The organism is Crossiella sp. S99.2 (genome assembly GCF_023094165.1).
Taxonomy (GTDB): Bacteria; Actinomycetota; Actinomycetes; order Mycobacteriales; family Pseudonocardiaceae; genus Crossiella.
Genome location: NZ_JALMDK010000005.1, coordinates 344,289 through 370,309, shown reverse-complemented (window position 1 = coordinate 370,309; position 26,021 = coordinate 344,289). Strand labels below are relative to the sequence as shown.

General features: G+C 70.4%; 25 protein-coding genes. 10 read left to right on the top strand and 15 right to left on the bottom strand.

Translation table 11 applies throughout. The features are described from left to right. Positions 1-2: 2 nt before the first annotated feature. From MZC64_RS21450 to dut, 3 genes are all read right to left on the bottom strand, one after another. Positions 3-377: an OB-fold nucleic acid binding domain-containing protein gene (locus MZC64_RS21450; RefSeq protein WP_185002801.1), complete on the bottom strand. Its 375-nt coding sequence runs from the start codon at positions 375-377 to the stop codon at positions 3-5. A 230-nt stretch (positions 378-607) separates the two neighbouring features. Further along, positions 608-1,240 (bottom strand): DUF3710 domain-containing protein, encoded by a 633-nt coding sequence (locus MZC64_RS21445; protein WP_247758590.1) that lies wholly within the window; start codon positions 1,238-1,240, stop codon positions 608-610. A 4-nt stretch (positions 1,241-1,244) separates the two neighbouring features. Then, positions 1,245-1,748, bottom strand: a complete 504-nt coding sequence (dut, locus tag MZC64_RS21440; RefSeq protein WP_247758591.1) for a dUTP diphosphatase — start codon at positions 1,746-1,748, stop codon at positions 1,245-1,247. 19 nt (positions 1,749-1,767) lie between these two features. Between dut and MZC64_RS21435 the strand changes: the two genes are divergently transcribed. Further along, the gene (locus MZC64_RS21435; RefSeq protein ID WP_247758592.1) at positions 1,768-2,268 is read left to right on the top strand and encodes a DUF3093 domain-containing protein; all 501 of its coding nucleotides are present in this window, start codon (positions 1,768-1,770) and stop codon (positions 2,266-2,268) included. A gap of 83 nt (positions 2,269-2,351) precedes the next feature. On the opposite strand, the gene MZC64_RS21430 is transcribed toward MZC64_RS21435, so the two are convergent. Further along, complete coding sequence (locus tag MZC64_RS21430; RefSeq protein WP_185002796.1) at positions 2,352-2,651, bottom strand: DUF4193 domain-containing protein; 300 nt, start codon at positions 2,649-2,651, stop codon at positions 2,352-2,354. A gap of 359 nt (positions 2,652-3,010) precedes the next feature. On the opposite strand from MZC64_RS21430, the gene cei reads away from it, so the two are divergent. Beyond that, on the top strand, positions 3,011-3,688 hold the full coding sequence (cei, locus tag MZC64_RS21425) for an envelope integrity protein Cei (protein ID WP_308301051.1): 678 nt from the start codon (positions 3,011-3,013) through the stop codon (positions 3,686-3,688). A gap of 95 nt (positions 3,689-3,783) precedes the next feature. Here cei and MZC64_RS21420 read toward each other — a convergent pair whose 3' ends face one another. Beyond that, entirely contained in the window at positions 3,784-4,647 is an 864-nt protein-coding gene (locus MZC64_RS21420; protein WP_247758594.1) for an inositol monophosphatase family protein, read from the bottom strand. Between the two features lie 54 nt (positions 4,648-4,701). On the opposite strand from MZC64_RS21420, the gene ppgK reads away from it, so the two are divergent. Then, entirely contained in the window at positions 4,702-5,460 is a 759-nt protein-coding gene (gene ppgK / locus MZC64_RS21415; protein WP_185002793.1) for a polyphosphate--glucose phosphotransferase, read from the top strand. 128 nt (positions 5,461-5,588) lie between these two features. Continuing rightward, positions 5,589-6,929 carry an RNA polymerase sigma factor gene (locus MZC64_RS21410; protein WP_374205779.1) on the top strand — a complete coding sequence of 447 codons (1,341 nt, stop codon included), beginning with the start codon at positions 5,589-5,591 and terminating at the stop codon, positions 6,927-6,929. Positions 6,930-7,014: 85 nt separating this feature from the next. Here MZC64_RS21410 and MZC64_RS21405 read toward each other — a convergent pair whose 3' ends face one another. Continuing rightward, a complete protein-coding gene (locus tag MZC64_RS21405) occupies positions 7,015-7,212 on the bottom strand; it encodes a hypothetical protein (RefSeq protein ID WP_185002789.1) in 198 nt (65 codons plus the stop codon). Between the two features lie 182 nt (positions 7,213-7,394). Here MZC64_RS21405 and MZC64_RS21400 point away from each other — a divergent pair, with 182 nt between their 5' ends. Beyond that, positions 7,395-8,066, top strand: coding sequence for a hypothetical protein (locus MZC64_RS21400; protein WP_247758596.1), 672 nt, complete (start codon positions 7,395-7,397; stop codon positions 8,064-8,066). Positions 8,067-8,539: 473 nt separating this feature from the next. Further along, positions 8,540-8,719, top strand: a complete 180-nt coding sequence (locus MZC64_RS21395; protein WP_246492521.1) for a hypothetical protein — start codon at positions 8,540-8,542, stop codon at positions 8,717-8,719. A gap of 207 nt (positions 8,720-8,926) precedes the next feature. On the opposite strand, the gene MZC64_RS21390 is transcribed toward MZC64_RS21395, so the two are convergent. From MZC64_RS21390 to MZC64_RS21370, 5 genes are all read right to left on the bottom strand, one after another. Then, complete coding sequence (locus MZC64_RS21390) at positions 8,927-10,102, bottom strand: ROK family transcriptional regulator (protein ID WP_247758597.1); 1,176 nt, start codon at positions 10,100-10,102, stop codon at positions 8,927-8,929. A gap of 72 nt (positions 10,103-10,174) precedes the next feature. Further along, positions 10,175-11,611, bottom strand: coding sequence for a sugar ABC transporter permease (locus MZC64_RS21385; RefSeq protein WP_247758598.1), 1,437 nt, complete (start codon positions 11,609-11,611; stop codon positions 10,175-10,177). A gap of 61 nt (positions 11,612-11,672) precedes the next feature. After that, complete coding sequence (locus tag MZC64_RS21380; protein ID WP_247758599.1) at positions 11,673-12,443, bottom strand: ATP-binding cassette domain-containing protein; 771 nt, start codon at positions 12,441-12,443, stop codon at positions 11,673-11,675. A 155-nt stretch (positions 12,444-12,598) separates the two neighbouring features. Further along, positions 12,599-13,726, bottom strand: a complete 1,128-nt coding sequence (locus MZC64_RS21375) for a sugar ABC transporter substrate-binding protein (RefSeq protein ID WP_247758600.1) — start codon at positions 13,724-13,726, stop codon at positions 12,599-12,601. Positions 13,727-14,257: 531 nt separating this feature from the next. Then, entirely contained in the window at positions 14,258-15,973 is a 1,716-nt protein-coding gene (locus MZC64_RS21370) for a DEAD/DEAH box helicase (RefSeq protein ID WP_247758890.1), read from the bottom strand. A 260-nt stretch (positions 15,974-16,233) separates the two neighbouring features. Here MZC64_RS21370 and MZC64_RS21365 point away from each other — a divergent pair, with 260 nt between their 5' ends. Continuing rightward, positions 16,234-17,445, top strand: coding sequence for a YihY/virulence factor BrkB family protein (locus MZC64_RS21365; protein WP_247758601.1), 1,212 nt, complete (start codon positions 16,234-16,236; stop codon positions 17,443-17,445). Here the strand turns inward: MZC64_RS21365 and MZC64_RS21360 are convergent. The 3 genes from MZC64_RS21360 to MZC64_RS21350 form a co-directional block, all read right to left on the bottom strand. After that, on the bottom strand, positions 17,407-18,210 hold the full coding sequence (locus tag MZC64_RS21360; protein ID WP_247758602.1) for an IclR family transcriptional regulator: 804 nt from the start codon (positions 18,208-18,210) through the stop codon (positions 17,407-17,409). The genes MZC64_RS21365 and MZC64_RS21360 overlap by 39 nt on opposite strands. Positions 18,211-18,269: 59 nt before the next feature. Continuing rightward, positions 18,270-18,833: a DJ-1/PfpI family protein gene (locus MZC64_RS21355; protein WP_247758603.1), complete on the bottom strand. Its 564-nt coding sequence runs from the start codon at positions 18,831-18,833 to the stop codon at positions 18,270-18,272. 72 nt (positions 18,834-18,905) lie between these two features. Beyond that, positions 18,906-20,096 (bottom strand): MFS transporter, encoded by a 1,191-nt coding sequence (locus MZC64_RS21350; protein ID WP_247758604.1) that lies wholly within the window; start codon positions 20,094-20,096, stop codon positions 18,906-18,908. A 93-nt stretch (positions 20,097-20,189) separates the two neighbouring features. Here MZC64_RS21350 and MZC64_RS21345 point away from each other — a divergent pair, with 93 nt between their 5' ends. Further along, complete coding sequence (locus MZC64_RS21345) at positions 20,190-20,573, top strand: MerR family DNA-binding transcriptional regulator (protein WP_247758605.1); 384 nt, start codon at positions 20,190-20,192, stop codon at positions 20,571-20,573. On the opposite strand, the gene MZC64_RS21340 is transcribed toward MZC64_RS21345, so the two are convergent. After that, positions 20,563-21,987 (bottom strand): S8 family serine peptidase, encoded by a 1,425-nt coding sequence (locus MZC64_RS21340; RefSeq protein WP_308301050.1) that lies wholly within the window; start codon positions 21,985-21,987, stop codon positions 20,563-20,565. The genes MZC64_RS21345 and MZC64_RS21340 overlap by 11 nt on opposite strands. 152 nt (positions 21,988-22,139) lie before the next feature. Here MZC64_RS21340 and MZC64_RS21335 point away from each other — a divergent pair, with 152 nt between their 5' ends. Then, positions 22,140-23,945 (top strand): alpha-L-fucosidase, encoded by a 1,806-nt coding sequence (locus MZC64_RS21335; RefSeq protein ID WP_247758606.1) that lies wholly within the window; start codon positions 22,140-22,142, stop codon positions 23,943-23,945. After that, positions 23,945-25,996, top strand: coding sequence for a beta-glucosidase (locus MZC64_RS21330; protein WP_247758607.1), 2,052 nt, complete (start codon positions 23,945-23,947; stop codon positions 25,994-25,996). Before MZC64_RS21335 ends, MZC64_RS21330 begins: the two co-directional genes overlap by 1 nt. Positions 25,997-26,021 lie beyond the last annotated feature (25 nt).

The window sequence follows — 26,021 nt, the reverse complement described above, 5'->3', positions numbered from 1 at the left end:
GATCAGGAGGTGGTCTGCAGCTCGTAGTACGGGTTGTAGAGCACTTTACGCCCGTCCCGCACCGCGATCCGCCCCCGCGCCTTGATCGTGCGGCCCGGTTCGATCCCGGGGATGCGGCGCCTGCCGAGCCACACCAGGGTGACCCCCTCGGTGCCGTCGTACAACTCGGCCTCCAGGGTCGCCACCGCGTCCCGCGGGCACAGCTCCACGCTGCGCAGCCGCCCCAGCACGGTGACCTCCTCGCCGGATCGGCAGTCACACGCCTTCACGGCGCCCTGTGCCTCGGCTTTTCGGGACAGGTCGTCGGCGTCCAGCTCGCTGACATCGCTCGTCAGCTTGCGGACCATCCGCCGCCAGTAGCCCCCGCTGCCACTCATTCCGGCGCTCCCCATACGAAAGGGGCCCTCCGTTGTGGCCCCGATATACCGCCAGGGTAACCATCCGGGGTTGTTTTTACTCCAGACGGGCTGACCGGCGGTTTCACCGTTTAGAACGCCTACAAACGGGACAAAGTTCCCGCCCCGTTCACGCTGCTCGGCGGGGGTGTGCTTGGGCACAGCAGGCCAGATCACACCCGGACCCTGATCCGGGCCCGGGTGCGGTTTGTCTAGCCCTGTTCCTGGGCCAGGTGCTTGGCGATCGCGTCCGGCAATTCCAGCGGCAGCGGGGTGCGCACCGGCAGCGGCGATTCACCGCGCACCACCACGGTGCCGCGCACGATCTCGCGCAGCGCCTCGCCGGCCGCGGCGGAGTGCTCGGTCGGTCCGGCCGCGACCGCGCGCAGCATCCAGCGCGGCCCGTCCACCCCGACGAAACGCAGCGACATCTCCGGCGAGGAGGCCACCAGCTCGGTGCCCCAGTCCCCGCCCTCCAGCACCACCCGGGCGCCGTCGTTGCGCAGCTGCTCGGCCAGTTCCTTGCTGACCTCCTGCCACAGCCCACCCGAACGGGGGGCGGCGAAGGCACTCACGGTGAGCCGGGCCACCGGGGTCACCAGGTGCACGGCCTGCACCTCGCCCTCCGGCGCCACCTCCACCTGGAGCTGGGTGCCGTCGGGCACCGGCACCCGGATCGAGCCGAGGTCCAGCCGGGACAGCTGGTCCGCGGGCGCCTCCCGCTCGTCGTAGGGCCCGTCGAAACCCTCCTCGGCCGACTCGCCGCCCGGCTCGAGGTGTTCCCCGCCGCCGGCCTGCTCGCCGGCCGCCTTGCGCCGCTTGCCGCGCCGCCCGAACCCGAACATCCCCTCAGACCTCCGTCACATCAGGCGAACCGCCGTGCTGCCCGGCTCGCTGCCCGGCCAGTGCCGCGGCTCCCCCGGTCGACCCGTAGCCGCCCGCACCGCGCACGGACTCGGGCAGCTCGGCGACCTCGCGGAACTCGGCCTGTTCGACCCGCTGGATGACCAGCTGCGCGATCCGGTCGCCGCGGAGCAGCTTGATCGGTTCGCGCAGGTCGTGGTTGACCAGACAGATCTTGATCTCGCCGCGGTATCCCGCGTCGATGGTGCCAGGTGTGTTGACCACGCTGAGCCCAGCTCGGGCCGCCAGCCCGGAGCGGGGATGCACGAAGGCGGCGAACCCGATGGGCAGCGCGATCGCCACCCCGGTGCCGACCACCGCGCGCTCCCCCGGTGGCAGCACCAGGTCGCTGGTGGTCACCAGGTCGGCGCCGGCATCGCCGGGACGGGCGTAGGACGGGACGGGCACATCCGGATCAAGCCGGGTCAGGAGCACCTCAACGCTGGGCACGGCGGGCGACATTACCCTGATGCCCGTGAGCAGGAACGCGCGCGCGGTCGATACGGCCGGGGATGTCCACTTCAGTGAGCGGCTCTACCTCCCGTGGTGGGGCTGGCCGCTACCCCTGGCCGGCGCGGTGCTGCTGGCCGCGGAGATCCACATGGGCTACCCGGGGGTGCGCTCCTGGCTGCCGTACCTGCTGCTGGTGCCGCTGGTCGTGGTGACCATGCTGTGGCTGGGCAGGCGGCAGGTGCAGGTCAAGGGCGGTGAGCTGTGGGTGGGCGAGGCCCACCTGCCGCTGGAGTTCGTCGGCAGGGTCACCGTGCTGGACGCCGAGGAGAAGCGCCCGGCGCTGGGCCGGGACCTGGACCCGGCCGCGTTCGTGGCGCACCAGGGCTGGGTCGGACCCGCGGTGCTGGTCGAGCTGACCGACCCGGACGACCCCACCCCGTACTGGATCTTCAGCGTCCGGCAGGCGGAGAAGCTGGCCGGACTGCTGCGCGAATTGGCGGCCAAGTCCGCCCGATAGGGACCGCGGGCAGCGTCGATGACGCTGCCATCGCGACCGTCGGTCCGGGCACCAGCCATCCCCAGGCTGGTGCCCGTGCCCGCTCAGTCGCAGTCGCGGCAGATGTACTGCCCGGCCTTCTCCCGGGACAACCGGCTGCGGTGGTGCAGCAGGAAGCAGCGGGAGCAGGTGAACTCGTCGTCCTGCTTCGGGAGCACCTTGACGGTCAGCTCCTCGCCGGACAGGTCGGCGCCGGGCAGCTCGAAGTTCTCGTCCGGCGCGTCGGTGTCGACATCGACCACCCCGGACTGCGTCTCGTTACGCCGCGCCTTCAGCTCTTCAAGCGAGTCCTCGGCGAGGTCGTCGGTCTCGCCACGGCGCGGTGCGTCGTAGTCGGTCGCCATCGTGTAGTCACCCCTGCGTTTTGCTCAAGATGGTGGTTCGTGCCGCTGGTTAACGTTCCAGCGCACCGTTTTGTGCCCGCCGTCCCCAGTGACGGCCGTCTCTCTTCGAGAACCGCGGTGCCGCCGGAGAAGTCGATCAGGTAAATCGGCTTACCGGCGGGCCGGAGCGCCGAGAGGGTAGCCCATCGCGGCCTGTCGCATTCACTGGGTCACCCATAAGCGCGGCGGATGTGGCCAGTAGCACCCCATCGGCCGACAAGGAAGACGAAACTGGTCACGCATGCCGAGCCGTTACCGCCTAGGCTGATCGTCGACGTGGGTTCAGGCGATGGCGGACAACGCCGGGGAGGGCGGAGGACGTGGCAGCGGGGAGCGTGAGGCAGGGCCTCGGACGTTATCGGAGGCGACGCCCGCTACCGGCGCTGATCATCCTGGCCTTGCTGGGTGTGATAGCGACGTTCGTGTGGAGCAAGGTCTTCCGCAACGTCGACGACGTGGAGGCCGCGGTCCGCTGTGACGGACCCCCCGCGGTGGAGGCGGGCAAGACCCCCTACAACGGTCAGGGCCAGGCCAGGGACGCCCTGGACAAGACCGACCCGTGGCCGGCCAGCGATGTGAAGATCCGCGTGCTCAACGGCGGTGGCCTGCGCGGACAGGCCAAACTGGTCAACGAGGAGCTGATCGGTTTCGGCTTCAACAAGGCCGGTGAGCCGGGCGACGACCCGGTCTACGCGGACAAGCTGAGCTGCCACGGCCAGCTCCGCTACGGCCCGAACGGGGCAGGCGCGGCACGCACGATGAGCCTGCTGGCCCCGTGCGTGCAGCTGGTCAGGGACGAGCGCCAGGACTCCACTGTGGACGTGGTGCTGGGCAAGAAGTTCGACGGGATCAAGCCCGCCCCGAGCACCCGGCAGCTGCTGGACAAGCTCAAGGAATGGGCCGAACAGCAGCCCGAGAAGGGCGGCCAGCAGGCCGCTCCGCCGCCCCCGCAACTCGACGCCGAACAGCTCGCCAGCGCCCGCAACGTGCACTGCTGACCACCAAGTGTCGGCCGAACTCGTACGCCGAGTTGGCCCAAGTGGTACACCAAGTTGGCCCAACCGGGCGTCCCGGTTGGGCCAACTCGGCATTCTCAGATCTCGGCGGCGCCGGAGCGGCGGAGTAGTTCTGTCAGTTCTGCCGCCACGCCGGGGGTCACGGCGAGGGTGAGGTCGGCGCCCAGGCCGTCCGGGTCGGCGCCGTCGGTGTTCGGGCGGCGCAGCACCGCGCCTGCCTCCTCGGCGATCAGGCCGCCGCCCGCCCAGTCCCAGTGCCCGAGCCCGTGCTCGAAGTAGGCGTCCACCCAGCCCGCCGCCACCGAGCACAGGTCGATCGCGGCCGAGCCGCTGCGCCGCAGATCGCGCACGCCCCTGGCCAGCCGCGCGGCCAGGTCGGCCTGCCTGCCGCGCCGCTCGACTTTGTACGCGAACCCGGTCGCGACCAGCGCCAGCGGCAGTTCGACGGTGGCCGAGGTCCGCAGCGGCTCGCCGTCCAGGGTGGCCCCCTGACCGCGCGCCGCGCTCCACACCCGGCCCGCCGCCGGCTCGACCACGCAGGCGGCCACCGCGATCCCGTCCACCTCGGCGGCCACCGAGACCGCGTACTGCGGCAGGCCGTAGAGGTAGTTCACCGTGCCGTCGATCGGGTCGACCACCCAGCGCACCCTGGCGCCCGCGGCGTCATCGCCCGCTTCCTCGCCCAGCACCCCGTCCGCGGGACGCAGTTCCGCCAGCCGGGACCGGATCAGGTCCTCGGCCGCGCGATCGGCCGCGGTGACCACGTCCGTCGCCGTGCTCTTGGTGTCCACCGCGCCGGAGAACCGCCGCTGACCACCTCTCATGGCCGCGACCAGTTCGCCTGCCGCGCTCGCCACCTCGATCGCGACGGTGCGCAACCGGGCCGGATCCACCAACGTCGGTACCTCATCAGCCAGACCCACGGGACCATACGACCACATGACCGTTATGGTCTGCGCACCACGTTTCTGAATCGAGCAGGAAGGACCACGGGGATGAGCGCTACCCGCGGGTTCGGAGTCGATATCGGCGGCTCCGGCATCAAGGGCTGTGTCGTGGACCTTGAGACCGGTGTGCTCGAGGGCGAGCGGCTACGCATCCCCACTCCGCAACCGTCCACGCCCGAGGCGGTGGCCGAGGTCGTCGCGGAGATCGTCGGGAAGTTCGGCTGGGAGGGGCCGGTCGGCGTCACCCTGCCCTGTGTGGTCAAGCGGGGCGTCGCGCACAGCGCCGCCAACGTCGACCCCGGCTGGATCGGCACGGACGCGGCCGCCCTGTTCGCCGGCAAACTGGGCCGGGCCACCACCGAGGTGGTCGTGCTCAACGACGCCGACGCGGCGGGCCTGGCCGAGATGCGCTTCGGCGCGGGCCTGGGCAAGGACGGCACGGTGGTCCTGCTGACCTTCGGCACCGGCATCGGCAGCGCGGTGTTCCTGGACGGCAAACTGGTCCCCAACACCGAGTTCGGCCACCTTGAGGTCGACGGGCACGACGCGGAGAAGCAGGCCGCGGCCTCGGTCAAGGAGGACCTGGACCTGTCCTGGGAGGAATGGGCGCCCAGGGTCACCCGGTACCTGCGGGTGCTGGAGGACCTGGTGTGGCCGGACCTGGTGATCGCGGGCGGCGGGGTCAGCAAGAAGGCGCACAAGTGGCTGCCGCTGCTGGAGGTGCGCACCGAGGTGGTGGCGGCGACGTTGAAGAACGACGCGGGCATCGTCGGCGCGGCCAGTGCCGCGGCGGGGCTGCGCGGCTGATTTCCCTTTCCCGGCCCGCAACGGCCGGGCCAGGCCCGTCGTTACAATGGTGGACGCCCGCGGCACTCTGCGCCGGGGGCGCTCCCCCGAACACTCCGGCGGCCTAGGTTCGCGCCCTTGGCCTGCCAGTGAACGATCCCCGCGAAAGGGCGTACGTGGCCACCGCAGACACCGCTACCCGGCCTTCCCCCGCGCTGGAGGCCGACGAGCAGGCGACCCCGGCCCGCAAGGCCCCGGCCAAGACGGCGGCCAAGCCAGCCGCCAAGAAGCCCGCCGCCCGGACCACCAAGGCCGCCACGGGCAAGACCCCGGCCGCCAAGGCCCCGGCGAAGAAGGCCGGTCCGGCAGGCAAGGCCGCGGCCAAACCGGCTGACGGCGACGAGCCGGTCCTGGAGGACATCGAGGAGGACCTCGAACTCGAGGCCGATCTCGTTGTCGCGGACGAGCCGGAGCCCGCCGAGGAGGAGCCGCAGAAGACCGGCAGCTTCGTCTGGGACGAGGAGGAGTCCGAGGCGCTGCGGCAGGCCCGCAAGGACGCCGAACTCACCGCCTCCGCCGACTCGGTCCGCGCCTACCTCAAGCAGATCGGCAAGGTCGCCCTCCTCAACGCCGAAGAGGAGGTGGCCCTGGCCAAGCGGATCGAGGCCGGCCTCTACGCCGCCGAGCGCTACCGCCAGATCGAGGAGGAGGGCGCGCAGCTCTCCACCCAGATGCGGCGTGACCTGCGCTGGATCATCCGGGACGGCGAACGCGCCAAGAACCACCTGCTGGAGGCCAACCTCCGCTTGGTGGTCAGCCTGGCCAAGCGCTACACCGGCCGCGGCATGGCCTTCCTGGACCTGATCCAGGAGGGCAACCTGGGCCTGATCCGGGCAGTCGAGAAGTTCGACTACACCAAGGGCTACAAGTTCTCCACCTACGCGACCTGGTGGATCCGGCAGGCCATCACCAGGGCCATGGCCGACCAGGCCCGCACCATCCGCATCCCGGTGCACATGGTCGAGGTCATCAACAAGCTCGGCCGCATACAGCGCGAACTCCTCCAGGACCTGGGCCGCGAACCCACTCCTGAGGAACTCGCCAAGGAAATGGACATCACCCCCGAGAAGGTCCTGGAGATCCAGCAGTACGCCCGCGAGCCGATCTCGCTGGACCAGACCATCGGCGACGAGGGCGACTCGCACCTGGGCGACTTCATCGAGGACTCCGAGGCCGTGATCGCGGTCGACGCGGTCTCCTTCACGCTGCTGCAGGACCAGCTCCAGTCGGTGCTCGCGACGCTGTCCGAGCGCGAGGCGGGCGTGGTCCGGCTGCGGTTCGGGCTCACCGACGGCCAGCCGCGCACCCTGGACGAGATCGGCCAGGTCTACGGCGTGACCAGGGAACGGATCCGCCAGATCGAGTCCAAGACGATGTCCAAGCTGCGCCACCCGTCCCGTTCGCAGGTGCTGCGCGACTACCTCGACTGAGTTCCGGCACCAACAGCACGAGGCCGCCGACCCCTCCCTCCAGGGTTCGGCGGCCTGTGCCGTGCCGGGCTCAGTTCCCGGGTGCTCAGTCCTTGAACGAGCCGTCGGCGCGGCGGCGGTGGTTGGCCAGGATGTGGCCGCACTGCGGGCAGTGCCGGCGCAGGAAGTGCTTGAGCAGGTACAGCAGGCCGAGGGTGGCCAGGTAGACGGCGGCGATGAACAGCCGCTTCACCAGCCAGACGAAGCCGGGGTCGGTGCAGGTGCGGCAGTCGCGGCAGGACACGGGGTGCTCCTCGGGCGGGGCTCGGGGACTCACCTTCCAGGCTGCCCAGAGGCGGGGGCACGTGGGGGCGGGCGGCACCTGAGACGCCCCGGATTTCGTCCCCTAGGGAGTGACCGGGGCGAACGGCGGTACCCGTACCCCCACTCGGCGGTGCACGACCGGTGAGCGCTACCGTACTCCGCGTGACGAAACGGAAGACGCAGACTCGGCGGAGTGACCGCCCCCTCGGTAGTTCGGTGTGGCTCCGGCCCGCGCGCCCCGGTGAGGGCCGCCAGGTCGAGCAGCTTCTGGTGTCGGATCCGGCCACCGGGAAGGCGCTGCGGGCCTCGGTGGACGCCGACCGCGCCGACGGCACCGACGGCTCGCACGGGCTGGTGCTGGTGGCGGCCGACCGGCGGCACGAGGAGAAACTGGTCGGGATGGCCGCGGCCGGGGTGCCGCGCACGCTGATCGGCGGGCTGGGGCTGCCCGCGGAGGCCAACCGGCTGCTGGTGCGCTCGCTGATCGCGGTCAACGGGGTCGCGGTGCTGCCGCAGACGGTCCAGCACGGCCTGGTCGGCCGGTTGCTGAGCGGGATGGCCAAGCACTACCGCGAGGCCGGGTTCCAGTGGGTGTTCGGGCAGTGCCGGATGGGCAACGACGCCTGGCTGACCCACCTGCGCGGCCTCGGCTTCACCGTGGGCGCCGCCGGCGTGGACATCCGGCTCAACTCGGCGCTGTGGCCGCACAACTCGACCATCCGCACCCAGAGCGATCTGCACGCGTTCTTCCAGCCGCTGGCCGAGGAGCCCTCGATGCGGATGGCCATGATGCCGGTGCCGAACGGGATCGTCCGCCAGCCGGTCGCGGTCTGATTCCCAGAATTCGGGAACCCATACTCCGGACCAGTACAACAAAACAGACACGTACTGGACTTCGAACCGCATCAGGTCAACCGGAGCCCACTGGTTGCCGCAGCGCTGACCAGCCCGGTTACCCACAGCAACGGTGACTCCACCACAGTTTCACAAGGTCAGCCCTAGCCTGGGCACGAGTTGCCGCCATGTCACGGTTATTGAGGACGAACGGCGGCAACTTGATAAGGCATCTGGATGTCGGTGGGCGATCTTCACAACCGCCCATGCACACTCGTAGTGTTCAACCCTGCGACAACCGGGTAGTTCGGACGTGACCGGCATCGCCACGAGGTCGGGAACACTGACGAACCGCCGGACGTCTGCATAGAGTGGAACCAGCGCGACACCGCGGCAGCAGCCACACCGCCTCGGAGTTTCGCTGGCAACAACGGGCACCGGATGAGCCGGTGCCGGGACGGAGGGAGATTCACATGCCTGGAACACTCACCCGCCCCGAGCTGACCGCTGCCGACCGTTGCGACCGTTGCGGGGCCGCTGCTCGAGTTCGTGCCGTTCTGCAGTCCGGGGGCGAGCTCCTGTTCTGCGGTCACCACGCCAGGGAACACGAGACCAAGCTGAAGGAGCTTGCGGCGAACATCCAGGAAGGGTGATCGGCGCACAGTCCCTGATCCGACGAGCCCCACGGGCGGAGATCCTTTGACCGGGATCTCCGCCCGTGACACATCCCGGATCTTTTTCAGCTCTCAGCGAACACGCAACGGGCCAACGGCGGCCGACAGCAGGGTTGCCATTGCACGAGCAGGTGTTGACGGACGGCGGTGCGCGGGACTGGCACCGGATCAGCGCGGGCCGCTGATTCAGCCGTTGGCGAACACCTGCTCGAACGCCAGTTCGGCCGCGCCCACCAGCGCGGCGTCCGCGCCCAGCGTGGACGTCACCATCCGTAGCCGGCCCGCGGCCCGCCCGACCAGACTGCGCCGGGACACCGTCTCGGCCACCTCGGTCACCACCACGGGCGGCAGCACGGCCAGCAGTCCTCCCAGCACCACCAGTTCGGGCGCGACCACGTTGACCACGTTGGTCAGACCAAGGGCGAGCCACCCGGCGAACCCCTCGAGCCGGTGCCTGGCGTCCTCGGGCCGCAGCGCCAGCGAGGCCAGCTCAGCCGCGATCTCCGATCGGGCGGCGCCCCCGGTGAGGTTGAGCGCCCGGCACAGCGCGTCCTCGCCGATCTCGGTCTCCCAGCAGCCCCGGCAGCCGCAGTAACAGGACCGGCCCTGCGGGTTGACCACCATGTGCCCCAGCTCGCCGACGTAGCCGCCGGTGCCGCGCAACGGCGCGCCGCCGACGATCACCCCGCCGCCGACGCCGACCTCCGCGGACAGGAACACGATGTCCGCGGCGTCCCTGGCCGCCCCGCGGATGTGCTCGGCCAGCCCACCCAGATCGGCGTCGTTGCCGACCTGGACGGGCAGCCGTAGTTCGGTGGAGAGCATCCGGCCGAAGGGCACTCCGGTCCAGTGCAGGTTCGGCGCCTCGTGCACCAGGCCGTCGGCGCGTCGCACCACGCCGGGCACGGACACGCCGATGCGCACCGGCGGCCTGCCCAGTTCGGTGGCCAGTTCCCGGCAGGCGGCGGCCACCTTGGCCAGCACCGTCTCCGGATCGCCGCCGCCCCTGGCCTGGGCCCAGTGCCTGCCGCCGAGCACCACGCCGCCGATGCCGACCGCGGCCACGGTCACCTGCTCGACGCCCACGTCCACCGCCAGCACCGGCACCGCCCGCGCCTGCGGCAGCACCAGCAGCGAGGGCCGTCCGGCGCCCTGGCGGTGCGTGGGGACCTGTTCGGTGACCAGGCCGAGCGCGGTCAGCTCGTCCACCAGTGCCTTGATCGTGCTGCGGTTCAGCCCGAGTTCGGTGGCCAGTTCGGCTCGCGTGCTCGGGCCGTCCACATGCAGCCGTCGGAGCAGCGCGGCCCGGTTGTGCCTGCGGACCTCGTCCGGTCTGGTGCCCGCGGTGGGCGCGCTGCTCAACGTCACTCCCCTGCTCGACGCACGCGGGGGACGTCCTCGGCCCCCGCCGAACCCGGTCCGACTCGCGTCAGCTCAGCGCACCCCGGCCGGCGCACGCCGCCGGGACAGCGCGTCCACACTGGCCGCCAGCAACAGCACCAGCCCGGTGACGATGGAGACCACCGCGGCGGGCTCGCCGAGCAGTCGCAGACCGTTCTCGATGGTCGCGATCACCGCGCCGCCGACGACCGCGTCCCGGACCCGGCCCTTGCCGCCGAAGAGCGAGGTGCCGCCGATGACCGCCGCGCCGACAGCGAAGAGCAAGGTGTTGCCGCCACCGGCCTGCGGGTCGACGGAGCCGACCTTCGAGGAGTAGATGATCGCACCGATCGCGGCGACGGTGGAGGCGATCACGAACACCGACATCCGGATCTTGCGCACGTCGATACCGGCCCGGCGGGCCGCCTCGGCGTTGCCGCCGACGGCGTAGACGTGCCGGCCGTAGCGGGTGCGGTCGAGCACAAAGGTGCCGATGACCAGCAGGAACAGCACGATCGGCACCACGTAGGGCACGCCGGAGATGGTGATCGCCTCGTTCAGGCTGCGGTTGAGCGTGAGCAGGTAGGTGCCGATCGAACCGAGCACCACCACCGCGCCGACCTTGACCAGCACCAGCGAGGTCGGCGGGGCCACCAGCTTCTTCTTCAGCCTGCCGAAGTGCCTGGTCAGCACGGCTACCGCGTAACCGCCGACGGCCAGCACCAGCAGCAGCCAGCTCAGCCCGGTGGACAGGTTGCCGTTGGCCACCTCGAACAGCACGCCGTCGCCGACGCCGAGGGTGCCGCCCTCGCCGATGTACTGGAGCACCACGCCCTGCCAGGCGAGGAAGAGGGCCAGGGTCACCACGAAGGACGGGATGCCCACCCTGGCGACCAGGAAGCCGGTGAGGCAGCCGATCGCGGTGCCGAAGCAGATCGCGAGCAGGATCTCCACCCACGGGTTCGCCGGCACGCCCACGATCATGATCCCGGCGGCCAGCACGGCCGGGATGGCGGCCACCCAGAGCCTGGTCAGCACGGCCATCACCGCGGCCAGCAGCAGGCCGACGATGGTGATGATGAAGACCGCCAGGCCCATCTTGCCGAGCAGGTTGCCGCCGGTGGACAGGTGCAGCGCGAAGATCGCCGCGGTGACCCCGGAGGCGGTGCCCGCGGACAGGTCGATCTCGCCGAGCAGCAGCACGAACACCAGGCCCATGCCGATGACCACGGTGCCGGCGCCCTGGGCGAGCAGGTTGGACAGGTTGCCCAGGGTGAGGAAGTCACTGGACTGGCTGGCGAAGAAGACGAAGAGCACGGCGAGTCCGCCCAGGGCGGGCAGCACGCCGAGCTGACCGCCGCGCAGCCGGGCGCCGTAGTCGCCAACGGACTGGCCGAAGCTGCGCTGCGTGTTGTCGATGCCGAAGTCGGCGACGGCGGTCGAGCCGCCATCGGGCTTGGCGGCCCCGGTGTCGGCTTGGGTCTCGGTCATCTGGAGTTCCTTGGGTGAAAAAGTGCGCGGGAAGGTCTTCAGGCGGGCTGGGCCTCGATCGTCAGATCGTGGCGGCTTCCGGCTTGGCGATGCCGATGTCGCCGGTGCGGCCCGCGGTGATCAGCTCGACCGCCTGGCCGTGCGTCAGGCTCTTGGTCGGCACCTGGGCGGCCAGGCGGCCCAGGTAGAGCGCGGCCACGGTGTCGGAGACCTCGAACACGTCGTTCATGTTGTGGCTGATCAGCACCACGCCGAGCCCGTTGTCGGCGAGCCTGCGCACCAGGTCCAGGACCTGGCGGGTCTGGGCGACGCCCAGCGCGGCGGTCGGCTCGTCGAGCAGCACCACCTTGCTGTCCCACAGCACCGACTTGGCGATGGCCACGGTCTGCCGCTGCCCACCGGAGAGCGAGGCGACCGGGGTGCGCACCGACTTCACCGTGCGCACGGACAGGTCGGCGAGCACCTGGCGGGCCGCCTGTTCCATGGCCGCGTCGTCCAGGGTGAGCCCGTTGGTCTTCTCCCGGCCGAGGAACATGTTGTCCACGATGTCGAGGTTGTCGCAGAGCGCGAGGTCCTGGTACACGACCTCGATGCCCAGCGCGGCCGCGTCCCGCGGGCTGCCGATGGCCACCGGTTCGCCGTTGAACAGGATCTCGCCCGATTCGATCGGGTGGATTCCCGCGATGCACTTGACCAGCGTGGACTTGCCCGCGCCGTTGTCACCGACCAGCGCGGTGACCTCACCGGCCTTGACCGCCAGGTCCACGTCGTGCAGCACGTGCACCGGACCGAAGCTCTTGTTCACGCCGCGCAGTTCGAGAATGTTGCTCACTGCTGGAACTCCAGGTTGAGAAGAAAGTGCTCAGGCATGAGCCAACGGCAGGGCGGGTCGGGGGGCGCCGCCCTGCCGTGGCGTTCAATGCAATCGGGGCTACCCGATTGCGGCGCGTGCAATCGGACTCAGCCGACCGCGTCTCATTTGTCGGCTCAGCCGACGGTGATTCCGGCTTCCTTGCACTTCGCGATCAGGTCGTCCTTGCAGAACTCGGTGGCCTTGACGAAGCCCGAGTCCACCACGACCTTGACGTTGGCCTTGGTGATGGTCTGCGCGGACAGCAGCACCGACTTCACGTCGCGCTTGCCCTCCGGGTCCTTCTCGATGCCGGTGGCCAGCGCGTCGGCCGAGGCCTTGTCGTTCTTGGCCAGCGCGATCGCGATCTTGGCCGCGTTGCCGGCCTCCTCGGCGATCGGCTTGAACACGGTCATGCACTGGTCGCCACGCAGGATGTTGGCCAGCGCGGCCGGGTCGGCGTCCTGGCCGGTGACCGGGACCTTGCCGTTGAGGCCGTTCTTCTTCAGCACGGTGATCACCGCGGAGGCGAGGCCGTCGTTGGCCGCGAGCACGCCGTCAACCTTGCCGTTGTTGCGGGTCAGCTCCTGCTCGAAGATCGTGTTGCCGAGCTGGTTGTCCCACTTCTGCACCCACTGGTCGCCGCCGAGCTTGGCCTGACCGGAGGAGTAGAGCGGCTTGAGGATCTTGTCCGCGCCGTTCTTGAACAGGGTGGCGTTGTAGTCCTCGGGACCGCCGTTGATCTGCACGATGTTCGGGGCAGGCTTGCCCTTGAGGCAGTCCACCAGCCCCTGCCCCTGCAGCTCGCCGACCTTGGTGTTGTCGAAGGAGACGTAGTAGTCCGCCGAACCGCCCAGGGTCAGGCGGTCGTAGTCGATGGTCGGGATGCCTGCGGCCTTGGCCTTCTTCTGCACCGCCGCGCCACCCTCGTTGCTCAGGCGCGCGATCATCAGGACCTTGACGCCCTGGGTGATGAACGAGTCGGCGATGGTGGAGAACTTGCCGGGGTCGTTCTCCGCGTTCTGGATCAGCGGGGTGACTCCCGCCTCCTTGAGCGCCTTCTCCAGCAGGGGCTTGTCGAAGCCCTCCCACCGGGCCGAGGTCTTGGTGTCGGGGAGGATCACACCGACCTTGGGTCCGCTGCCTTCGGACCCACTCGCGCCGGTGGTGCTACCGCCACCACCCGTGCTGTTCGCTCCGCACGCCGACAGGGCCAGGGCCAGCCCCGAGCCGACGGCGATCAGGCCAAGCGTCTTGCTCCGCATCCGCCCGTTCCTCCTACTGCCGTGGTTGTGACACTCCGCGACGAGCGTCACGACCCGGAAATGTTGTGGGTCACAACGTATGCCTCGGATAGGCGAGGCGGAAGTCCTCTGAATCCATACAGAAGGACAGAAGAGACACGATGGTGGCACGGCCTGATAACCGGACCGTAACCGACGTGAGAGCGCGTTCGCAGAGGTAGCAGCACCTACGCCCAATCGCGTGACGACCACGGAGGGTGCCGGGACGGCGTGTTGGCCGGTCCCGGACGGAGTGTTGGCCGTTACGGACGGAGTGTTGGCCGGAATGGGACACCGGTTTGGCGGTTGTGGACGCGCGAGGGCGGTCGCCACCGGGAGTGTTCGCCGCTGTTGTCCGGCGAGTTGGGCCAACTGGTACGCCGGATTGGCCCAAGTGGGCGTACCAGTTGGCCCAAATGGTACGGGGATGCGGATTCACGCCGCCGATTCGCCACCGTGCCGTACGACAACGGCCAAGACCCCGTACGACAACGGCCAACACTCCGGTGGGGGTTACCAGGTTCGGAGGGTGACTATTCGTTCTTCTAGTTCCTCGATGCTGGCCATGGGGGTTGGCGGGCCGCCGCATTGGCGGCGGAGTTCGTTGTGGATCACGCCGTGGGGTTTGCCGGTGCGGTGGTGGATCATCGCGACCAGGGTGTTCAGTTCTTTGCGCAGGCTGTGGATGCGTTCGGAGACCGACACGGCGCGCGGGGGCGGGGGCGCGGCGACCGGCTGGGTGTTCTTGCGCTTGGTGGCATTGGCCAGTTGTTGTTCCTGGCGCTGGCGGAGCAGGGTGCGGACCTGGTCGGGTTCCAGCAGGCCGGGCAGGCCCAGGTACTCCTGCTCCTCCTCGGTGCCCGCCATCGCGGCGGTGCCGAAGGAGGAACCGTCGTAGATCACCTGGTCCAGTTCGGCCGAGGCGCTCAGCGCGGTGAACGCCTTCTCGTCCTCGCCCAGCTCGTCCTGCTGCTGGTTGGCCTGCTGGAGCAGTTCGTCGTCCCAGCCGTCCTTCTCCCGGTGCGGCTTGCCCAGCACGTGGTCGCGCTGCGCCTCCAGCTCGCTGGCCAGGCCCAGCAGCACCGGCACGCTGGGCAGGAACACACTCGCGGTCTCCCCCGCCCGCCTGGCCCGCACGAAGCGGCCGATGGCCTGGGCGAAGAACAGCGGGGTGGAGGCGCTGGTGGCGTAGACGCCCACGGCCAGCCTGGGCACGTCCACGCCCTCGGAGACCATCCGCACCGCGACCAGCCAGCGGTCCTCGCTCTGGGCGAACTGGCTGATCCGGCTCGACGCCTTGGGGTCGTCGGAGAGCACGATGGTCGGCTCGGTGCCGGTGACCTGGTGCAGGATGTTCGCGTACGCCTTGGCGGTGACGTGGTCGGTGGCGATGACCAGGCCGCCGGCGTCGGGCACTTCGGCCCGCTTCTGGGTGAGTCGGCGGTCGGCGGCCTTGAGCACCGCGGGCATCCACTCGCCTGCCGGGTCCAGCGCGGTGCGCCAGGCCCGCGCGGTCTGCTCCTGGGTCAGCGGCTCGCCGAGGCGGGCGCTGAACTCCTCGCCGGCGTTGTTCCGCCAGCTCGCCTCGCCCGAGTAGGCCAGGAAGATCACCGGGCGGACCACGCCGTCCCGCAGCGCGTCGGCGTAGCCGTAGGAGTGGTCGGCCCGGCTGCGCTCGAAGCCGTCGCCGCCACGCTCGTAGGTGATGAACGGGATCTGCGAGTCGTCGCTGCGGAAGGGCGTGCCGGTCAGCGACAGCCGCCGCACGGCCGGGGTGAACGCCTCGCGGACCGCGTCGCCCCAGCTCTTGGCGTCCCCGCCGTGGTGGATCTCGTCCAGGATGACCAGCGTCTTGCGGTTCTCCGTGCGCACCCGGTGCAGCGTGGGGTGCGCGGCGATCTGGGCGTAGGTGACCGCGACGCCGCGGTAGTCCCGCGAGGTGACGCCGGTGGTGTTGCGGAAGTTCGGGTCGATGGCGATGCCGACCTCGCTGGCCGCCTGCGCCCACTGGTGCTTGAGGTGCTCGGTCGGCGTGACGATGGTGACCGACTCGACCGTGCGGTCGGCCAGCAGCTCCAGCGCCACCCGCAGCCCGAAGGTGGTCTTGCCCGCGCCGGGGGTCGCCACGGCCAGGAAGTCCTGCGGTTTCGCCGCCAGGTACTTGGTCAGCGCGCGGCGCTGCCAGGCGCGGAGCGGCCTCGTGGCGACTTGAGTGCGTGGCGAGCGCAGCGACGGGTCGGAGTCAGTCTCGGCTTCCAGAGCCTCGGTCACTCTCGCGCTCCCCTCGACGCTCGAAGATCCACACCCATTGGGTCACATGCGAAAGCCCTCCGCGACAGTGGTCCCCGAGGGCCCTGCGAGCCTACCCCGCCGACGGGGGTGCTCCGCTCCACGACCCGGCCGGCGGGTAACCGATGAGGGTGACGACACACCCGTTTTGCGGGGTTCCGCATCACCACGGCGGGCCATGCAGCATGCTTGGCGGTGCGATGACTTCGCCGCAGGAAGACCCGGACGAACGCGGTACGAGCGCCGCGAAGCCGAAGCGTGCTCGACGCGGGCCGCTGCGGCTGTTGGCGCGCACCCTGCAAAAGGCCTGGGACGACTCCATCTTCAGTGAGGCCGCCGAGGCCGCGTTCTGGCAGACGCTGTCCCTGCCGCCGCTGCTGCTCGGGCTGCTGGGCTCGCTGGGCTTCATCGCGGAGTGGATCGGCCCGGACGTGATCGGCATCGTGCAGAGCCGGATCATCGAGCTGTCCGGGAAGGTGTTCACCGCGAACGTGGTGGACGGGGTGATCGGCGACACCGTCAGCAACATCCTGACCAAGGGCCAGGGCGAGATCGTCTCGGTCGGCTTCCTGATCTCGCTGTGGGCGGGTTCCTCGGCCACCGCCTCCTTCGTGGACGCGATCACCGTGGCGCACGGCCAGTACGGCGCCCGCAACCTGGTCTGGCAGCGGATCCTGTCCCTGCTGCTCTACCTGGTCACGCTGGTGCTGCTGATCATCGGGCTGCCGGTGCTGGCCCTGGGCCCTGAGCTGCTGCCGGAGGTGTTCCCGGAGAGCTGGAAACCCACGGTCAGCCTGTGGGTGAACCGGTTCTATTACCCGGGCACCGGCCTGCTGCTGGTGCTGGCGCTGGCCACGCTGTACAAGGTCGCGCTGCCGCGCAAGCTGCCCTGGCACCGCGGGCTGCCGGGCGCGGCGCTGGCCATGGTGTTCTTCCTGATCTCCAGTTACGGGCTGCGGCTCTACATCTCCTGGGTGACCAGCACCGGGTTCACCTACGGCGCGCTGGCCACCCCGATCGCCTTCCTGCTGTTCGCCTTCGTGATCGGGATCGCGATCGTGCTCGGCGCGCACTTCAACGCGGCCATCCAGGAGCTGTGGCCTGCCAGCATGACCCGCCGGGAGCGGCGGCGCTGGCGGCGGCTGGAGATGGTGCGCACCGCGGAGAAGCTGCGCAGCCAGGCCGAGCAGGAGGCGTGGCGGCAGGTCGCGGAGGAGAACGAGCCGGCGCACGACGGGCCGGTCCGGCCTGCGCCGGAACCACCCGGTCCGCCGCCGGGTCCGGGCGTGTCGCCGCTGGGACCGACCGTGGAACTGCCGCCGGTCAGCTCGCCCGCGGACACCAATCCGACCGTGCGGGTGCCGCGGACCGGGTCAGCCCAGGGTGGCCCGCAGGGCGAGCAGGTGCCCTAACCGGGCCGCGCCCGCCCTGGCCTGTTCGGTCAGCTCGGCGCGTCTGACCCCGAACTCGGCCAGCGGCACCGAGAAGGCCAGTGCCCCGCTGATCCGCCCGGCGCAGTCCCGCACCGGCGCGGCCACGCAGGCCAGCTCCGGACGGAACTCCTCGATCTCGGCGGCCACCCCGGTGTGCCGGACCGCGAGCAGCTGCTCCTCCAGCTCCGGCAGCGAGGTCAGCGTGCGTTCGGTGGCCCGCCGCATACCGGCCCCGGCGAAGTACTCCCGGCGCCGCTGCGGGCTCATCGCGGCCAGCAGCACCTTGCCGAACGCGGTGCCCTGCGCCGCCTCGTGGAAGCCGACGTCCAGGGGTTCGACCCGGGGCGCCGCCACCGAGTCGGCGATCTCGGCCACCACGATGTCGTTGTCCCGCAGCACGGTGTAGTAGGCGGGCACCCCGGCCAGCTCGTGCACCTCGCGCAGCAGCCCGGAGACCTCGGGGCAGACCTCCAGCTGACTGCGCAGCGCTCTGTCCAAAGTGGTCAGTTTGTAGCCGAGGCCGTAACCCCGCTGCTGGTTGAGCCGGACCAGATATCCCTCGTACACCAACGTGTTCAGCAGGTGGTAGGTGGTGGACAGGTTGAGTCCGAGCCGCCGGGCGACCGCCTTGGCGGTGACGCCGTCGCCGAAGTCGGCCACCGCCTCCAGGACCTGCAGGGCGCGGCGCACCGAGCCGAGCAGCCCGGCAGGCGCCGGCAGTGGCGGTGGTTCCGGGTCAGGCATGCCCGACAGGGTTGCCGCCCGATGGGGCCTGGCACAAGGACCTTCCGGGCATTACCTGGTTACGCGATGGGCGCCCTGGCCCGTAAAACAGCCACGAACTCGCGCATCCAGGCCGGGTGGTCCGGCCAGGCGCGGGCGGTGATCATCGGACCGTCCACGACCACCTCGTCGTCGACGAACTCGCCGCCACCGGCCAGCACGTCCGGCGCGCATTCCGGGTAGGCCGCGGTGCGCCGGTCCTTGAGCAGGCCGACGGCGGCCGGCACGAGCGCGCCGTGGCACAGGTGCGCGACCGGTTTGCCGGTCTCGAAGAAGTGGGTCACGATCCGGCGCACGTGCTCGTCGTTGCGCAGGTACTCCGGCGCCCGCCCGCCCGGGATGACCAGCGCCACGTACCCGGCCGGGTCCACCTCGCGGAAGGCCAGGTCGGCTGGCCAGGTGTAGCCGGGCTTCTCTGTGTAGGTGTCGTGCCCGTCCACAAAATCGTGCACCACGAACTGCAACCGCTTGGCCGAGGGCGCCGCGATGTCCACGTCGTAGCCCTCCTCGCGCAGCCGCTGGTACGGGTAGAGGACCTCCAGCGATTCGGCGGCGTCGCCGGTGACGATCAGGACCTTGGGCATGGTCCTGATCGTGGGCACCGGCGACGCCGACGGTCAACGCGGGAGTTTCCGCCCAGCGAGAATCAGGACAAATCAGACAGCCACCGGGAGCGGCCGGGCCGCCCCGTCCGGCTGCTCGACCCGGTCCTGCCGCCGGGCCCAGCCACGCACCAGGAAGGCGACCCCGAGTCCGGCCAGCGCGGGCAGCGCGGCCACCGGGCCGACCAGGTCGAGCCCGAACCCGCCGGTGATCACCGCGCCGCCGAGCACCGGGCCGAGCGCGGCGGCCACGTTGAACGCGGAGATGTTCACCGAGGCCACCAGCCCACCCGCCGGTTCGGCCTGCCGCATCAGCCAGGTGTGCAGCAGCGGACCGGTGGCGAAGGCCGAGGCGCCGAGCAGGAACAGCGCGAGCACGCTGGTCGCCTTGGTGTGCATGGCCAATCCCTGCACCAGCAGCACCAGGCTGAGCGCGCCGATGGTGAACGGCAGCACCCTGGGGATCAGCTCGGGCCGGACCCGGCCGGCGATGTTGCTGCCCACCACCGTGCCCAGGCCGTAGACCAGCAGCACCACCGTGGCCCAGCCGGGCGAGAACCCGGTGATCTCGCGCAGGGCCGGGGTGACGTAGGTGAAGGTGGTGATCATGCCGGTGAAGGCCAGCACGGTGGTGGTCAGGCCGAGCAGGATGGAGCGGCGGCCGAAGACGTGCATGCTGGCCCGGAAACCGGCGTCCGGCGCGTGCTCCACCTTGGGGCAGGCCAGGATCACGCCGAGCATGCCGATGAAGGCCAGCGCGGTCACCAGCACGAAGGAGGCCCGCCAGCCGTAGGCCTGGCCGACCAGGGTGCCCACCGGCACACCGGCCACAGTGGACAGTGCGACGCCGTTGACCACCTTGGCGATGGCCGCGGTCTGGCGTTCCGGCGGCACCGAGGCGGTGGCCACCTGGGAGGCGACCGCGAAGAACAGGCCCTGGGCCAGCGCGGCCACCATCCGGGCGCCCATCAGCACGGTGTAGTTCTCGGCGATGGAGGAGAGCAGGCTGCCCGCGACGCCGAGGGCCATCACCGCGATCAGCACGGGCCGCCGGGGCAGGCGGCGGGTGAACACGGTCAGCACGGGGCCACCGACAGCGACGGCGACGGCATAGCCCGTGACCAGCAACCCGGCCACGGACAGGGGGACGCCCAGGTCGGACGCGACCTCCGGCAGCACGCCGACAACGACGAACTCGGAGGTCCCCACAGCAAACGCGCACAACATCAGGACGAAAGCGATCACGGGACAGACGCTAAAGTCTGACATGAGTGTGAGGGTCAACCTGCGGGTGACCCATCGCTCTCTTCACTCGCGATGGGAATAACCGGAGGTCAGATGCGAATCGGCGAACTGAGCCAGCGCACCGGGGTGAGCATCCGGATGCTCCGATACTACGAGGAGCAGGGGCTGTTGCGCCCGGACCGGACCGAGTCCGGCTACCGGGTCTACGCCGAGGCCGATGTGGACCGGGTCGGCAAGATCCGCTGCATGATCTCCTCGGCGCTGCCCTCGCACCTGGTCGCGCCGGTGTTGCAGGCCCTGCACGGCGAGCAGCCCGAGTACCCGGTCACGGCCGAGGACTGCCCGCCGCTGATGAAGATGCTGGACACTCAGCTCAGCACCATCAACGCGCGCATCGACGACCTGGTGACCAGCCGGGATCAGCTGGTCCAGTTCATGGCCGACCTGCGCGAGCGGTTCGACTGCGTCAGCGGGTGAGCGCCGCCCCGGCGTGGGTCAGGCCGGTGCCGTAGAAGCTGTTGCGGCCCGCGCCGGTGACGCAGGTGGCATCGGGCTTGCCGTCGCCGTTGGGGTCGTAGAACTCGGGACAGGGCAACGGATTCGCCCGGTCCTGGAGTTCGGCGGCCAGCCGGTCGCCACGCCAGAACGGGTGCCGGGAGGCCAGCAGCGCGGCCACCCCGCTGACGTGCGGGGCGGCCATCGACGTGCCGCTGTAGGCCGCGTACTCGCCGTTGGGCACGGTCGACCAGACCCGCACGCCGGGCGCGGCCAGGCCGATCGGGCCGATGCCGTGGTTGGAGAAGCGGGCCTTGACCAGCTTCTCGTCCACCGCGCCCGCGCCGAGCACGCCGGGCAGCTCGTGTGGCAGCCGGATGCAGTCGTTGCTGATCTCCCTGCGGGCCGGGGTGCCGTCGGCAGGGCTTTCCGTGTCGACCGTGCGGTTGTGCAGGTCGAGCGCGCCGTTGCCGCCGGAGGCGACCACCAGCACGCCGCGGGACTGGGCGTGCGCGACCGCGCGGCCGACCGCGGTGCGGATCGCGGACTGGTCGACCTGGCCGGGGCAGTGGTAACGCCAGGGGGTGGCCCGGTAGCTGTTGTTGGTGATGCGGAAGTTGTGCTCGGCGGCCCACATGAAGCCGCAGATCATGCTTTCCGCGGTCTCGGTGTCGTCCCGCTCCGCCAGTTTCACCGCGGCCAGCCGCACGCCCGGCGCGACGCCGACGACGCCGGATCCGTTGCGGGCGGCGGCGATGGTGCCCGCCACGTGCGTGCCGTGGCCGTCCAGGGTGGGCCGCCAGCCGCCGGGGCTGCGGTCGGCCCAGCCGGAGACGCAGGAGACCGACTTGCGGGTGTCCACCGCGTGCCGCAGGTCCGGGTGGGTGTCGTCCACGCCGGTGTCCAGCACGCCGACCACGACGTGCCTGCTGCCGGTGGTTTCCCGGTGCGCCTCGTCCAGGCCGAGCGCGGGCACGTCCCAGGCGGTGCCCTCCGGCGGAACCTGGGCGCTGGTGGGTGAACCAGGGCCGGTGTAGCGCAGGTCGCGGCGCGGCTTGAAGTAGTCGAGCGGCAGCTTGGTGGTGCGGGTGGCGCCGACCTCGGTCACGCCGCGGGACTTGCGCACGGTGGCGGCGAAGTCGTCCCTGGCCGAGTAGGCCACCACCACGCCGATCCGCGGGTAGGCCGCGACCACGGTGCCGCCCGCCTGGCGCACCGCGCGCTCGGCCTGCCAGGCGCCCAGCGGGCCCGCCTTGCCGACCACCACATGCGGCAGCACCGGCTGCCCTGGTTCCGCCTCCGCCGCCGAGACCTCCGGTGACGCGAGAACGCTGCCCAGCACCGCGAGCACACCCGCGGTGACGCCGATCCGCCGTGTCCATCCACCCAGTCGCACGGGCTGAGCATAGGGCCAGTAGCCCTCGGAAATAGATCCGATCTATGACTGGATGATGAACGCTTTCATCGGCAACTTCCCTACCGAAGGCCGATTGACGTCCGATGTATGCCGCTCCTAGCGTCGGTGGCAGCCAAGCTCAAGGAGGAGCGATGCGCCGGATGGCCGCACTGTGCGCCGTGATCCTGGCGGCGCTGCTGAGCACGAGCCCGATCACCTCAGCCGCACCGCCCGCCCCACCGCCGGGGGCAGCCGCCGACGACCCGTTCACCGCCGCCCGCACCCAGTGGTGGCGAGACGCCCGATTCGGCATGTTCATCCACTTCGGCGCGTACTCGCAGCTGGAGGGCGAGTACCGCAGGCCGGACGGCTCGCTCTGCCAGGACGCCGAGTGGATCATGCGCAAGTGCAAGGTGCCGGTGACCGAGTACGAGCGCCTGGCCAAGGCGTTCAACCCGGCCCGGTTCAACGCCAAGGAGATCGTCGGCCTGGCCAAGGCCGCGGGCCAGCGGTACCTGGTGATCACCAGCAAGCACCACGACGGCTACGCGATGTGGCCCACCGCGGTGAACAAGTGGAACCTGCGCGAGCACTCGGCGTTCGACCAGAACCGGGACATCCTGGCCGAGTTGAAGGCCGAGGCGGACCGGCAGGGCATCAAGTTCGGGCTGTACTACTCGATCTGGGACTGGCACGACCCGGACGCCGCCCAGCTCGCCACTTACGAGAAGTACAAGGCGCGGCTGCGGGCTCAGCTCGCCGAGCTGGTCGACCGCTACGACCCGGCGGTGCTGTGGTTCGACGGCGACTGGGCCGCGGACAGCCCGACCCTGCACTGGACCCGCCGCGACGGCGCCGAGCTGGAGGGCTACCTGCGCGCGAAGTCGCCGAACCTGCTGATCAACAACCGGATCAGCTACCGGCCGGCCGGGGTCAAGGAGCGGCGGGTGGTCGACGGTGATTTCGGCACGCCGGAACAGACCTTCCCGACCGGCACGGTGGACGCCCAGTTGTGGGAGTCCTGCATGACCATCGCCGCGAAGTGGGGCTTCGCCCGCTGGGACACGAACTGGAAGAACCACACCCAGCTCATCCGCAACCTGACCGACATCGCCGGTCGCGGCGGCAACTACCTGCTCAACGTCGGCCCGGACCGCCACGGCGTGGTGCCGACGATCGCCGCGGATCGGTTGCGCGCCATGGGAAACTGGCTGCGCACCGCGGGTCAGGGCGCGGCCGTGTTCGGCGCGGGTGAGCCGGGGGTGGTGGCCGATCCGGACTGGGGCGCGGTGAGTCGCACCGGCGACACCCTGCACGCCGCGGTCTACCAGTGGCCGCAACCCGGGAAGTCCTTGCACCTCAAGGCGATCGCGCCGTTCACCGTGCTCGGCGCCCGGGTGCTCAGCAGCCCGCAGCCGGTCCGGGTGACCCCGTCCGGCGACGGCTACGACATCACGCCCAGCGGCAAGTTCACCAACGATGCGGCCAGCGTGATCGAGTTGCGCATCCGCCCGCAATCGCCTGCGCCACCGGGGAATGGCACCGGGTTGCGCGCGGAATACTTCGGCAACCCCGACCTCGCCGGTCCGCCGGAGCTGCGCCGGATCGACCCGGAGGTCAACTTCGCCTGGCGGTTCGCCGGGGACCGGTTCTCGGTGCGGTGGCAGGGTTTCCTGCAGCCGCGGTTCTCCGAGACCTACACCCTGCGCACGGTCTCCGATGAGGCGATCCGGGTCTGGGTGGACGGGAAACTGGTGATCGACGCGAACAGTCCGCACGAGACCAGGGTGGACAAGACCAGCCTCGCGCTGACGGCCGGGCAGCGGCACGCCATCCGGATCGAGTACCGGGAGCAGACCGGCGAGGCATTCGCCAAGTTGCTGTGGTCCAGCCCGAACCAGCCGCAGCAGATCGTGCCGCGCAGTCAGCTGTACCCCTCGACCGCGGGAGCGCTGTGATGAGAACGCTTCGACTGGCCCTGGTGCTCACCCTGTCCGCGGCCGCCACGCTGCCCGCCGCCGCGAGCGCGGCCGTGCCGCCGGAGGTACGGGCGCGGGCGGTGGTCGCCCAGCTGACCCTGGACGAGAAAATCGCCCAGCTGCACGGGATCCGCACCGAGGCCCAGTACCGGGTGGTGCCCGGCCTGGCCCGGTTGAAGATCCCGCCGCTGCTGGTGACCAACGGACCGGCCGGGGTCGGCCCCGGTGACGTGGTGCAGCCCTCGGCCACCGCACTGCCCGCGCCGATCTCCCTGGCGGCCACCTGGGACACCGCGGCCGCGCACCGCTACGGCGACCTGCTCGGCAAGGAGACCAGGCACGTCGGGCGGAACCTGATGGAGGCGCCCACAGTCAACATCGCCAGGGTGCCGGTCAACGGGCGCACCTTCGAGGGCTACGGCGAGGACCCGTACCTGGTGAGCAGGCTCGCGGTGGACAACATCCGCGGCATCGAGCGCAACGGGATCATGGGCAACGTCAAGCACTACCTGGGCAACAACCAGGAGCAGAACCGGTTCAAGGTCAACGACATCATCGACGAGCGCACCCTGCGGGAGATCTACCTGCCCGCCTTCGAGGCCTCGGTCAAGGAGGCCGGGGTCGACTCGGTGATGTGCGCGTTCCCGCGCATCAACGGCACCTTCAGCTGCGAGAACCACCTGTTCCTGACCAAGATTCTCAAGCAGGAGTGGGGTTTCCAGGGCTTCGTCACCTCCGACTTCGGCGCGGTGCACTCCACCGTGCCCACCGCGAACGCCGGGCTGGACGTGGAAATGCCCACCGGCAAGTTCTTCGGCGCGGAGCTGAAGAAGGCGGTGCAGGCCGGTCAGGTGTCCACCGCGACCCTCGACGACAAGCTGATCCGCCGCTACACCACCATGATCCGGGCCGGGCTGTTCGACAAACCCGCCACCGTCACGCCGATCCCGGCGCGCGAGCACGGCGCGATCGCCCGCGACCTGTCCGCCCGCGGCATGGTGCTGCTGCGCAACGAGGGCGGGCTGCTTCCGTTGTCCGCCAAGGAGTTGCGCTCGGTGGCGCTGATCGGGCCGTTCGCCACCGAGGCCAAGACCGGCGGTGGCGGCAGCTCCAAGGTCAAACCGCTCTACACGGTGCCGCCGCTGGACGGGTTGCGCGCCAAGCTGCCCGCCGACGCCAAGGTCACCCTGCACGACGGAGCCGATCTGGCCGCCGCGACCGCAGCGGCTGCAGCGGCCCAGGTGGCGGTGGTGATGGTCGGGGACAACCAGACCGAGGGCAGGGACAAACCGAACCTGTCCCTGGAAGGTCAGCAGGACGCGCTGGTCAAGGCGGTGGCCGCGGCCAACCCGCGCACCGTGGTGGTGGTCAAGTCCGGCGGCCCGGTGCTGATGCCCTGGCTGGCCCAGGCGCCCGCGGTGCTGCAGGCCTGGTATCCGGGTCAGGAGGACGGCAACGCGGTGGCCGATGTGCTCTTCGGCGCGGTCAACCCGGAGGGCAGGCTGCCGATCACCTTCCCGCGGGCCGAGGGCGACGTCCCGGCCAACACGCCCGAGCGGTACCCGGGGATCGGCGTGGACGTCCGGTACTCGGAGGGGATCTTCGTCGGCTACCGGCACTACGACGCCAAGGGCGTAGAGCCGTTGTTCCCCTTCGGTTTTGGCCTGTCCTACACCAGCTTCGACTACCGCGGCCTGACCGCCCGGCGGGACGGAGACAAGGTGCGGGTGAGTGTGGAGGTCCGCAACACCGGGAGCCGGGCCGGGGTGGAGACCGTGCAGCTCTACGTCGGCGATCCGGGTACCGCGGCCGCGCCGGAACCGCCGTCCCAGCTCCAGGGCTTCGCCAAGGCGACCCTGGAGGCGGGTCAGGCCAAGCGGGTCGAGCTGACCCTGGACGCCCGTTCGTTCAGCTACTGGGACACCGGCAAGCATCGTTGGCGGGTGGCGCCCGGCGAGCACAAGATCATGGTGGGCGCGAGTTCCCGGGACCTGCGTCTGCACACCTCGGTGCGGCTGCCCGAGAACTGACGGCCGGATGCGGGGTGGGGGCACC

What these genes read in the sequence shown, in the direction of transcription:
- MZC64_RS21450 (WP_185002801.1), bottom strand. Translation starts at nt 377, where the DNA reads ATGAGTGGCAGCGGGGGCTACTGGCGGCGGATGGTCCGCAAGCTGACG.
- MZC64_RS21445 (WP_247758590.1), bottom strand. Translation starts at nt 1,240, where the DNA reads ATGTTCGGGTTCGGGCGGCGCGGCAAGCGGCGCAAGGCGGCCGGCGAG.
- MZC64_RS21435 (WP_247758592.1), top strand. Translation starts at nt 1,768, where the DNA reads ATGCCCGTGAGCAGGAACGCGCGCGCGGTCGATACGGCCGGGGATGTC.
- MZC64_RS21430 (WP_185002796.1), bottom strand. Translation starts at nt 2,651, where the DNA reads ATGGCGACCGACTACGACGCACCGCGCCGTGGCGAGACCGACGACCTC.
- MZC64_RS21420 (WP_247758594.1), bottom strand. Translation starts at nt 4,647, where the DNA reads ATGTGGTCGTATGGTCCCGTGGGTCTGGCTGATGAGGTACCGACGTTG.
- ppgK (WP_185002793.1), top strand. Translation starts at nt 4,702, where the DNA reads ATGAGCGCTACCCGCGGGTTCGGAGTCGATATCGGCGGCTCCGGCATC.
- MZC64_RS21395 (WP_246492521.1), top strand. Translation starts at nt 8,540, where the DNA reads ATGCCTGGAACACTCACCCGCCCCGAGCTGACCGCTGCCGACCGTTGC.
- MZC64_RS21385 (WP_247758598.1), bottom strand. Translation starts at nt 11,611, where the DNA reads ATGACCGAGACCCAAGCCGACACCGGGGCCGCCAAGCCCGATGGCGGC.
- MZC64_RS21375 (WP_247758600.1), bottom strand. Translation starts at nt 13,726, where the DNA reads ATGCGGAGCAAGACGCTTGGCCTGATCGCCGTCGGCTCGGGGCTGGCC.
- MZC64_RS21365 (WP_247758601.1), top strand. Translation starts at nt 16,234, where the DNA reads ATGACTTCGCCGCAGGAAGACCCGGACGAACGCGGTACGAGCGCCGCG.
- MZC64_RS21360 (WP_247758602.1), bottom strand. Translation starts at nt 18,210, where the DNA reads ATGCCTGACCCGGAACCACCGCCACTGCCGGCGCCTGCCGGGCTGCTC.
- MZC64_RS21355 (WP_247758603.1), bottom strand. Translation starts at nt 18,833, where the DNA reads ATGCCCAAGGTCCTGATCGTCACCGGCGACGCCGCCGAATCGCTGGAG.
- MZC64_RS21345 (WP_247758605.1), top strand. Translation starts at nt 20,190, where the DNA reads ATGCGAATCGGCGAACTGAGCCAGCGCACCGGGGTGAGCATCCGGATG.
- MZC64_RS21335 (WP_247758606.1), top strand. Translation starts at nt 22,140, where the DNA reads ATGCGCCGGATGGCCGCACTGTGCGCCGTGATCCTGGCGGCGCTGCTG.
- MZC64_RS21330 (WP_247758607.1), top strand. Translation starts at nt 23,945, where the DNA reads ATGAGAACGCTTCGACTGGCCCTGGTGCTCACCCTGTCCGCGGCCGCC.